At 64.6% G+C, this 8,799-nt stretch carries 8 protein-coding genes; 3 read left to right on the forward strand and 5 right to left on the reverse strand.

Features of this window, described 5'->3' with window-relative positions; translation table 11 throughout:
- Nucleotides 1-37: 37 nt before the first annotated feature.
- The 3 genes from AC1DGP_RS02115 to AC1DGP_RS02125 all read left to right on the forward strand — a co-directional run bounded on the left by AC1DGP_RS02115 (nt 38) and on the right by AC1DGP_RS02125 (nt 2,799).
- On the forward strand, nt 38-1,150 hold the full coding sequence (locus AC1DGP_RS02115) for an ATP phosphoribosyltransferase regulatory subunit (protein WP_441489042.1): 1,113 nt from the start codon (nt 38-40) through the stop codon (nt 1,148-1,150).
- A complete protein-coding gene (gene hisG, locus AC1DGP_RS02120; protein ID WP_476831700.1) occupies nt 1,147-2,121 on the forward strand; it encodes an ATP phosphoribosyltransferase in 975 nt (324 codons plus the stop codon). Before AC1DGP_RS02115 ends, hisG begins: the two co-directional genes overlap by 4 nt.
- A gap of 195 nt (nt 2,122-2,316) precedes the next feature.
- Nucleotides 2,317-2,799 (forward strand): META domain-containing protein, encoded by a 483-nt coding sequence (locus tag AC1DGP_RS02125; RefSeq protein ID WP_441489044.1) that lies wholly within the window; start codon nt 2,317-2,319, stop codon nt 2,797-2,799.
- 105 nt (nt 2,800-2,904) lie between these two features.
- Here AC1DGP_RS02125 and AC1DGP_RS02130 read toward each other — a convergent pair whose 3' ends face one another.
- The 5 genes from AC1DGP_RS02130 to groES all read right to left on the reverse strand — a co-directional run bounded on the left by AC1DGP_RS02130 (nt 2,905) and on the right by groES (nt 8,780).
- The gene (locus tag AC1DGP_RS02130; RefSeq protein WP_441506552.1) at nt 2,905-5,004 is read right to left on the reverse strand and encodes an ABC transporter ATP-binding protein/permease; all 2,100 of its coding nucleotides are present in this window, start codon (nt 5,002-5,004) and stop codon (nt 2,905-2,907) included.
- Nucleotides 5,005-5,134: 130 nt separating this feature from the next.
- A complete protein-coding gene (locus AC1DGP_RS02135; RefSeq protein ID WP_441506553.1) occupies nt 5,135-5,521 on the reverse strand; it encodes a DoxX family protein in 387 nt (128 codons plus the stop codon).
- 183 nt (nt 5,522-5,704) lie between these two features.
- Nucleotides 5,705-6,619 (reverse strand): phosphate/phosphite/phosphonate ABC transporter substrate-binding protein, encoded by a 915-nt coding sequence (gene phnD / locus AC1DGP_RS02140; RefSeq protein WP_476831701.1) that lies wholly within the window; start codon nt 6,617-6,619, stop codon nt 5,705-5,707.
- 189 nt (nt 6,620-6,808) lie between these two features.
- Nucleotides 6,809-8,446, reverse strand: a complete 1,638-nt coding sequence (gene groL / locus AC1DGP_RS02145) for a chaperonin GroEL (RefSeq protein ID WP_476831702.1) — start codon at nt 8,444-8,446, stop codon at nt 6,809-6,811.
- A gap of 46 nt (nt 8,447-8,492) precedes the next feature.
- Entirely contained in the window at nt 8,493-8,780 is a 288-nt protein-coding gene (gene groES, locus AC1DGP_RS02150; RefSeq protein WP_055727595.1) for a co-chaperone GroES, read from the reverse strand.
- Nucleotides 8,781-8,799: the final 19 nt, after the last annotated feature.

An 8,799-nucleotide genomic window follows, 5' to 3' on the forward strand; every position in this document is an offset into this window, starting at 1 on the left:
GCGGCTGCTAGGACAGCCGCGCAACAGGAAGCTGCCCTTGTCCGCCACACGCGCCAGCATCGACACCGTGATCGCGCTCCTCGCCGCTGAGGGCTATCAGCGCGCCGAGCCGGCGATTCTGCAGCCGGCCGATGTCTTTCTCGATCTCTCAGGCGAAGATATCCGCCGGCGCATCTTCATGACGCAGGACGCCGATGGCCGCGATTGGTGCCTTCGCCCGGAATATACGATTCCGGTGGCGCTGGATCACATCGCGGCGGGCGTGAGTGCGCCGATGGCCTATGCCTATGCCGGCCCGGTCTTCCGCATGCGCTCGCGTGAGCCGGGTGAATTCGCACAGGCCGGGCTCGAGTCCTTTGGCCGCGAGGATTTTGCCGCAGCCGATGCCGAGATCATGGCACTGACGATCGAGGCGGCGGCGGCGCTTGGCTTGACGCAGCCGCGTGTTCTGATGGGCGACGTCGCACTGCTCGGCGCATTGCTCGATGGTCTGGCCGTGCCGCAGGGGGCGCGCCGCCGGCTGATGCGCGCGGTCGTGCAGGGCAAGGCGGCCGAGGCGGTCGAGGCGCTCGATCCACCGGCAGCCACTGGCGAAACGGCTCATGCGGGACTGCTCAAGGCGCTGGAGGGGCAGGATCCCAAGGCGGCCAAGGCCTTTGTCGAGGATGTATTGTCGATCGCGGGGATCTCGACGGTCGGAGGCCGCTCCGCCGGCGATATCGCCGAACGCTTCCTGGCCCGTGCCGCTGAGCGCGAGAACCCGGTCAATGAGGATGTGAAGGCCGTGCTCGGCCAGGCACTTGCCGTCACGGGTGATCCCGATGCGGCGTCGGCCGCATTGCGGGCCCTTTCCGACCAGGCTTCGCTCGACCTGGGGCAGCAACTCGACGCCTTCGACGAGCGCACCGGCTTCCTTGCGGCGCGCGGTGTCGATGTCGGCCAGATCTCCTTCTCGACCGGCTTCGCCCGCAATCTCGATTATTACACCGGCTTCATCTTCGAGCTGCATGACCTGGGCCGCAGCGACGGCCGGCCCGTTGCCGGAGGTGGCCGCTACGACAACGTGCTCGGTCGCCTCGGTGCGCCTCAGCCGGCCCCGGCAGTCGGCGCCTCGCTTTGGCTCGACCGGCTGACGGGACAAACATCATGAGCGACGCTCCGCTGGTTCTCGCGGTCCCCTCCAAGGGGCGGCTCCAGGAAAACGCCACTGCCTTTTTCGGCCGTGCCGGACTGAAATTCGTGCAGTCGCGTGGCTCGCGCGACTATCGCGGCACGATCGCGGGATTGGATGGCGCGGAAGTCGCGTTCCTCTCGGCTTCGGAGATCGTCTCGCAACTGGCCTCCGGCGCGGCCCATCTCGGGATGACGGGCGAGGACCTCGTGCGCGAGCAGGTGGCCGATGCCGATGCCGCCGTCGAGATGCTGACGCCGCTCGGCTTCGGCCACGCCAATGTCGTGGTCGCCGTGCCGCAGGCCTGGATCGATGTCCGCTGCATGGCCGATCTCGACGATGTCGCGAGCCATATGCGCGCACGCCATGGCCGCAAACTGCGCGTCGCCACCAAATATGTGAACCTGACACGCCGCTTCTTCGCCGAGCACGGGCTTGGCGACTACCGCATCGTCGAAAGCCTGGGCGCGACGGAGGGGGCCCCGGCCGCCGGCTCCGCCGAAATCATCGTCGACATCACGACCACTGGCGCGACGCTGGCCGCCAACGCCCTGAAGATTCTGGACGATGGTGTCATGCTGGCCTCCGAGGCCAATCTCGTCGCCTCGGTGCGGGCGCCGTGGAGCCCGCGCGCACGCGCCGCCGCCAACGCCATTCTCTCGCGCATCGCGGCCGAGGAGGAGGGGCGTTCCGTCCGGGAGATCCGCGCGCGGCTCACCGATGCGAAGCCTGCGGCCATTGAGGAGATGGTGGCGCGACATGGCGCTCGGCTGCCCTTCGGTGCGCATGCCGAGAGCGGTATCCTGGCCATCCATTGCCCGGAGAAGGCGGTCTTCGCACTGGTCGACGATCTGGCCGGCTCCGGCGCTGACGAGATCACCGTCAACGCCCCAGCCTATGTCTTCCGCAAGGCCAATCCCTTGCTGGAGCGCCTGCTGGCGCGCATCTGAGCGACATCTGGCGCCGCCTTGGGCTGAAGCCGGCCCCATTTCCGACGCGATGCCGCGTGACGTTGCTGGCGCTGCCACTCGGCAAAGCAACGTTGTCGCAATGATCGCAGTTGATCCCAACGCGATACGGTTCTAGGCGTTTCCATGAGAGCGGGGCGTGGGCTATCGTCCCGGCCCCGCATAGGTAGAGAAATGATGAATCGACGCCTTGGCTACGCCGCTGTCTTCGCCCTGAGCCTCGCACCCCTGCTGATCGCGTCGCCGGCTTCCGCCCAGCGAAAGGCGATGTCGCCGCGTGATATGCAGAACCAGCCGGAGCAGGCGCCTGCAGCGCCGAAACAGGAAAAAACCTTCCCCCTGGGCGCCTCCTGGACGGCGATTTCGATGAACGGCAAGTCGATCGCCGATCGCAAGGCCACACTGCAGATCGACTCGAACCTGCGTGGCACCGGTTACAGCGGCTGCAACACGTTTTCCGCTGCGGCATACCCGCTGCGCCAGCAGGGGATCGCGGTCGGCCCCATGGCCATCACCAAGCGCTCCTGCGACAAGGGCGCTGCCGAATTCGAGCGGGCCTATCTGGTCGCCTTGCGCGGAGCTCGCAACTGGGACCTCGTCGAGGGCAGGCTGGTGATCAAGACCGCCTCGGGCGAGTTGCGCTTCGACCGCGGCATCTGACGACGGTCAGCCGCCAGCTTCAGTTCTCCTGACGATCCGCCTTTCCCGACACGAAGCGTGATGCGGGAAAGGCAGACGAGCGCCCGGCTACGGGCGCTCGTTGATTCACGACTGAACGACTGGCTCACGAACCATCGCGCGGGGACTGTGCGTTCCATCCGCGTTCGGCTGCATGACGACGATTTCGTCGTGCATCTCCCGCAATGTCGAGCGATGCCCAATCGAGACAATCTTCGTCTGCGGCAGTGTCCGGTCGATGAGGTCGTAGATCTCTCCTTCCAGCTTCTCGTCGAGCGAGGCGGTGGCCTCGTCAAGGAAGAGCCAGTCGGGCTTGGCCAGCAAGGCGCGCGCGACGGCGAGGCGCTGCTGCTCACCGCCTGACAAGCGCTGGGCCCAGAGGTCGACATCGTCGAGCCGGTCGATCAGGTGGGCGAGCTTGACCTGGGTCATCGCCGTCGCGATGTCGGCATCGGTATAGGTGTCGTCGAGCGCCGGGTAGGACATGGCCGCGCGCAAGGTCCCCTGCGGCAGGTAGGGGCGCTGCGGCAGCAGCATGATCCGCGCACTGGCGGGAACCCCGACCTTGCCTTCCCCGAAGGGCCAGATGCCGGCTATGGCGCGGAACAGCGTCGATTTTCCCGATCCTGACGGTCCGATCACCAGTGTCGAGCGCGCAGTGCCGAGATCGAGCCCGTCGATCCGCACGATCGGCGTGCCGTTCGGCAGCGTCAGTGTCGCGCCGTCGATATGGACCTCGTTCCCGGGGAGTTCGGTCTGGTGGATGCCCTTCTCGCCGGCCGTGGCGGCTTGCGCCTGCCCGATCGCCGCCTCGAAAGTGGTCAGGCGGTTGATCGAGGCCAGATAGGAGGCGATGGCCTGATAGCTGTTGATGAAGAACGACATCGCCGTCTGGACACGATCGAAGGCCGAGGCAACCTGCGTCATGATGCCGAGCGTGATGATGCCCGTGAAGTAATGCGGTGCGAGCAGCACATAGGGCACGACCACATTCGCCTGATTATAGGACAGGGTGAAGCTGGTCAGCTTCACCCGGCTCCAGACCAGTCGATAGAAGTTCGAGACGATGTCGCCGAAGCGCTGGCTCAGATGCCGCTGTTCGGAGGCTTCGCCGCGCATCAGCGCGATCTGCTCGGAATATTCACGCAGACGCGCCAGCGAGAAGCGGAAGTTCGCCTCCCGGCGTTCCTGCTCGAATTCGAGCCCGATCAGGGGCTTGCCGATGAGATGCGTGATCCAGGTCGCCGCGATCGCGTAGATCAGCGCCATCCACAGCAGGAAGCCCGGGATGATGATCTCGGTGCCCGGAATGGTGATCGGAACGGGAATCGACCAGAGGATGATCGAGAACGAGACGAGTGTCGAAATCTGCGACAGCAGCGGCAGGGCGAAGTTGTAGGTCTGATTGACGAAGGCGCGGGTATCTTCCGCGATACGCTGGTCAGGGTTGTCGGCAGTGCCCGCCAGCGAGATCCGGTAATGAGTGGCGTTGCCGAGCCAGCTCTTGCTGTATTTTTCCGCCATCCAGCGCCGCCAGCGGATCAGCAGCGTGTAGTTGGCGAACATCTCGATCAGGTTCGAGACCACCGAGATGGCGGCCCAGACACTGAAGACATAGATCAGCTGATACCAGAATGACGGCGCATCCTTCTCCTGGATCGCGTTGTAGAAATCGCGATTGAAGAAGCTCAGACGCAGCGAGATGCCGACCTGCGCTTGATTCAGGATCACCAGAAAGATCAGCAGGATGACGCCGAGGCGCCCGAGCTGGATCTGATAGGTGCCGAACGGCCAAAGGTACGCCGTCGTCGTCTCGGTCGAGGAAAAATAGGGCGATGCCAGGCGCGAGATGCGCTGGATCATCGGAATGAAGGAGATCGCATAGATCAGGATGCCGAAGACGGCGACTGTCGTGGCGAGGCTGGCAGGGGGAGCGATCGCGGCCCAATCGGCAGGCCAGTAGCCAAGCTGCGCGAGCACCGAGCCGGCCCCGAAGACGACGTACTCAACACCGAAAATCCCGGAAAAGATCTTCAGGAAGAAGCTGGTCTCGGTCGAGCGATAGGTGGCGAGTGCGAGCAGCACACCCACGGCGCCCATACCGAGCATGCCGCCGCTGCCGCTCTGCTGCCCCGCCACGAGCGCGATGGCGGCGAGAGCAGCGACAAAGAAACTCAAAAGACGCATCAGGTCTTCCTTACCGGGGAACTCGCGCCAGCGTCGGCGCATGCGGATAATATCTTCTAGCCGACCGGATCAGACAAAAAAGCCCGGCTCAAGGCCGGGCGTGTCGATTTCAGCGATTTGTGATGCGACGTCAGCCGCGATCGAGCGACAGCCGGCCGGGCCCCGCGGCGAACAGCACAAGGAAGCCGCCGACGACGGAGAGGTTCTTCATGAAGAGGAGCTGCTGCATCGGCTGGGCCCAGTTCAGGTGGAACAGCAGCGTCGCAGCCAGCGTGAAACCGGCAAGGGCAAGTGCTGCAAGACGCGTCTTCCAGCCGAGAACGACCATCAGGCCGCCCAGAAGCTCGACCGCGATCACGAGAGGCAGCAGAATGGCGGGCACGCCAGCCGAGGCCATGTACTGCTGTGTACCGGCATAGCCGCTGATCTTGGAGTAGCCAGCGAGCACGAACATCAGGGCAAGCAGGATGCGGCCGACGAGCTTGGCGCCGTCGGCAAGGGCGGGCGAGTTCAGCATGGAGCAGACCTTCGCAAGAGAGTGCCACAGAGCGCGGCGGAATGCCGCAGCTTGCGGGAATAGGGCTTACAACCAAAGTCGATGCAAGAGCCGGTCCGGCCCGCGGAACCAATTCCCGGCTTCCATCGGCGACTTCATTGTTGAAAACGCCTTTCGTGCCGCCTTGCGGCGGCAGATCGCCGCTCAGCCTGCGGGCTTCTGCTTGCGCCGGGCTTCAAGCTCCTCCGTCACCGCGATGATATCGAGATAGTCCTCGTGTTTCGCCGGGGCGTAAGCGGAAACCTGACCGTCGGTGTAGACCTTCCAGACCTCGGGTGCCTCCGCCTTCATCGCCATCATCGCAGCGACGAAGGCATCCTTCAGTCCCTGGGGCAGGTTGGCCCGTGTCGAGAACGGGCTGGAGGGGATCAGGGGCGAGGTCCAGATCACGCGTGTCGCGCCTGCCGGAATCATGTTGCGCGCGGTGAGGCGCTGGACGACGCCGGAGGTCTCGTTGACCTGATAGGTCGCCACCCCGTCGAACTGGCCGCGCACCAGCGCCAGGACGGAGTTGTCGTGGCCGCCGGAGAAGACGGTGCCGCCGAAATGGTTCTGCGGATCAAAGCCCTGTTTGCGCAGGAAATAGGACGGGAAGGCGAAGCCCGACGTCGAGTTCGGATCGGCGAAGGCGAAGTTCTTGCCCTTCAGATCCGCAACCGACTTGTAGGGGCTGTCGGCACGAACGACGATGACCGAGTAATAGCCTTCCTGGCCGTTGTTATCGATGTCGCGGAACAGAGGCTGCAGCTTGTCGCCGAGGACACGCCGGCCGAGCGAGTAGACCGCGGGCCCGAAGCGGGCGAACTCGAGCTGGTCGGCCCGCAGTGCCTCGACGAGGCCGGCATAGTCGCTGACCCGATAGAGTTTCACGGGAACGCCGAGCTTGCCTGTGAGATAGTCGATCACCGGCTGGTTGCGGGCGATCGCGCCCGCCTCATGTTCTGCCGACGAGACGCCGAAGCGGATTTCCTTGATGCTCTGGCGCCAGTCGCTCTGGGCCAGCGCGGGAAGGCAGGTGAGGGCGCCAAGGCCGGCAATCATGGTGCGACGTGTGAGCATATCTGGCCCCTGAAACAGTGAGCGTCATTTGCTCAGCGGGACGCGACGGCGCGATTACGGCGGGATGGCGGTTGCGTGACGCGTCGGGCCGCTGTCGCGCACCGAGGCAGAGCCAGGGGCTGGCAGATATGAAAAAGGCCCGGCTTGCGCCGGGCCTCCGTCGTATTCGCGAGAAGCGATGGACTTCGATCAGAAGTCCATGCCGCCCATGCCGCCGCCGCCCGGCATAGCCGGCATGGCGTCCTTCTTCGGCAGCTCGGCGATCATCGCCTCGGTGGTGATCAGCAGGCCGGCGACCGAAGCCGCGTCCTGGATCGCCGTGCGCACGACCTTGGTCGGGTCGATGATGCCGGCCTTGACCAGATCGCCGTACTCGCCGGTCTGGGCATTGTAGCCGTAGGCGTAGTCCTTCGACTCGAGCAGCTTGCCGACCACGACAGCGCCGTCATCGCCAGCGTTGTCGACGATCTGCTTGGCCGGGGCCATGATCGCCTTGCGGACGATCTCGACGCCGGTCTTCTGGTCGTCGTTCTGGGTCTTGATCGACTTGACGGTCTGGAGCGCGCGCAGGAGCGCCACGCCACCACCCGGCAGGATGCCTTCTTCGACCGCAGCGCGGGTCGCGTTCAGGGCATCGTCGACGCGGTCCTTCTTCTCCTTGACTTCGACTTCGGTCGCGCCGCCGACGCGGATCACCGCGACGCCGCCAGCGAGCTTGGCCAGACGCTCCTGGAGCTTCTCGCGATCGTAGTCAGACGAGGTCTCCTCGATCTGCGCCTTGATCTGCGCAACGCGGCCCTCGATGTCCTTCTTCTTGCCGGCGCCGTCGATGATCGTGGTGTTCTCCTTCTCGATACGCACCTTCTTGGCGCGGCCGAGCATGTYGAGCGTCACGGTCTCGAGCTTGATGCCGAGGTCTTCCGAGATCAGCTGACCGGCGGTCAGGATCGAGATGTCCTCGAGCATGGCCTTGCGGCGATCGCCGAAGCCCGGAGCCTTGACGGCCGCGACCTTCAGGCCGCCACGGAGCTTGTTGACGACGAGGGTGGCGAGAGCCTCACCTTCCACGTCCTCGGCGATGATCAGCAGCGGCTTGCCGGTCTGAACGACGGCCTCGAGGATCGGCAGCATCGCCTGGAGCGACGACAGCTTCTTCTCGAAAACGAGGATGTAGGGGTCCTCGAGCTCGRCRACCATCTTCTCGGCATTGGTGATGAAGTAGGGCGAGAGATAGCCACGGTCGAACTGCATGCCTTCGACGACATCAAGCTCGGTCTCGGCGGTCTTGGCCTCCTCGACGGTGATGACACCCTCGTTGCCGACCTTCTGCATCGCGGTGGCGATCATCTTGCCGACCGAYTCGTCGCCGTTGGCCGAGATGGTGCCGACCTGCGCGACTTCCGCGTTSGAMGTGACCTTCTTCGAGTTCTTCTTCAGGTCCGTGACGATGGCTTCGACCGCGAGGTCGATGCCGCGCTTCAGGTCCATCGGGTTCATGCCGGCGGCAACCGACTTCAGGCCTTCGCGCATGATCGCGGCGGCGAGCACGGTGGCCGTCGTGGTGCCGTCACCGGCGGCGTCRTTCTGCTTCGAGGCSACTTCGCGCACCAGCTGGGCGCCCATGTTCTCGAACTTGTCGGCGAGCTCGATCTCCTTGGCGACGGTGACGCCGTCCTTGGTGATGCGGGGAGCGCCGAACGACTTGTCGATCACGACGTTGCGGCCCTTGGGACCGAGCGTGACCTTGACGGCGTTGTTGAGGATTTCGACGCCGCGCAGCATCCGGTCGCGCGCGTCGGTGGAGAACTTGACGTCTTTAGCAGCCATGCGAGCTACTCCTTAATGAAAACGGGGAATGGAGGTCGCGTGGCGTTCAGCCGACGACGCCCATGATGTCGGATTCCTTCATGATCAGGAGATCCTGGCCATCGATCTTGACCTCGGTGCCCGACCACTTGCCGAAGAGGACGCGATCGCCCTTCTTGACGTCCAGGGCAACGAGCTTGCCGGCTTCGTCGCGGGCGCCAGGGCCGACGGCGACGACTTCACCCTCTTGGGGCTTTTCCTTGGCGGTTTCGGGGATGATGATGCCACCCTTGGTCTTCTCTTCGCCATCAAGGCGACGGACCACGACGCGGTCATGCAGCGGACGGAACTTCATGGTTCTGTCTTCCTCTAAG

Source organism: Allobosea sp. 05T433 (assembly GCF_056396065.1).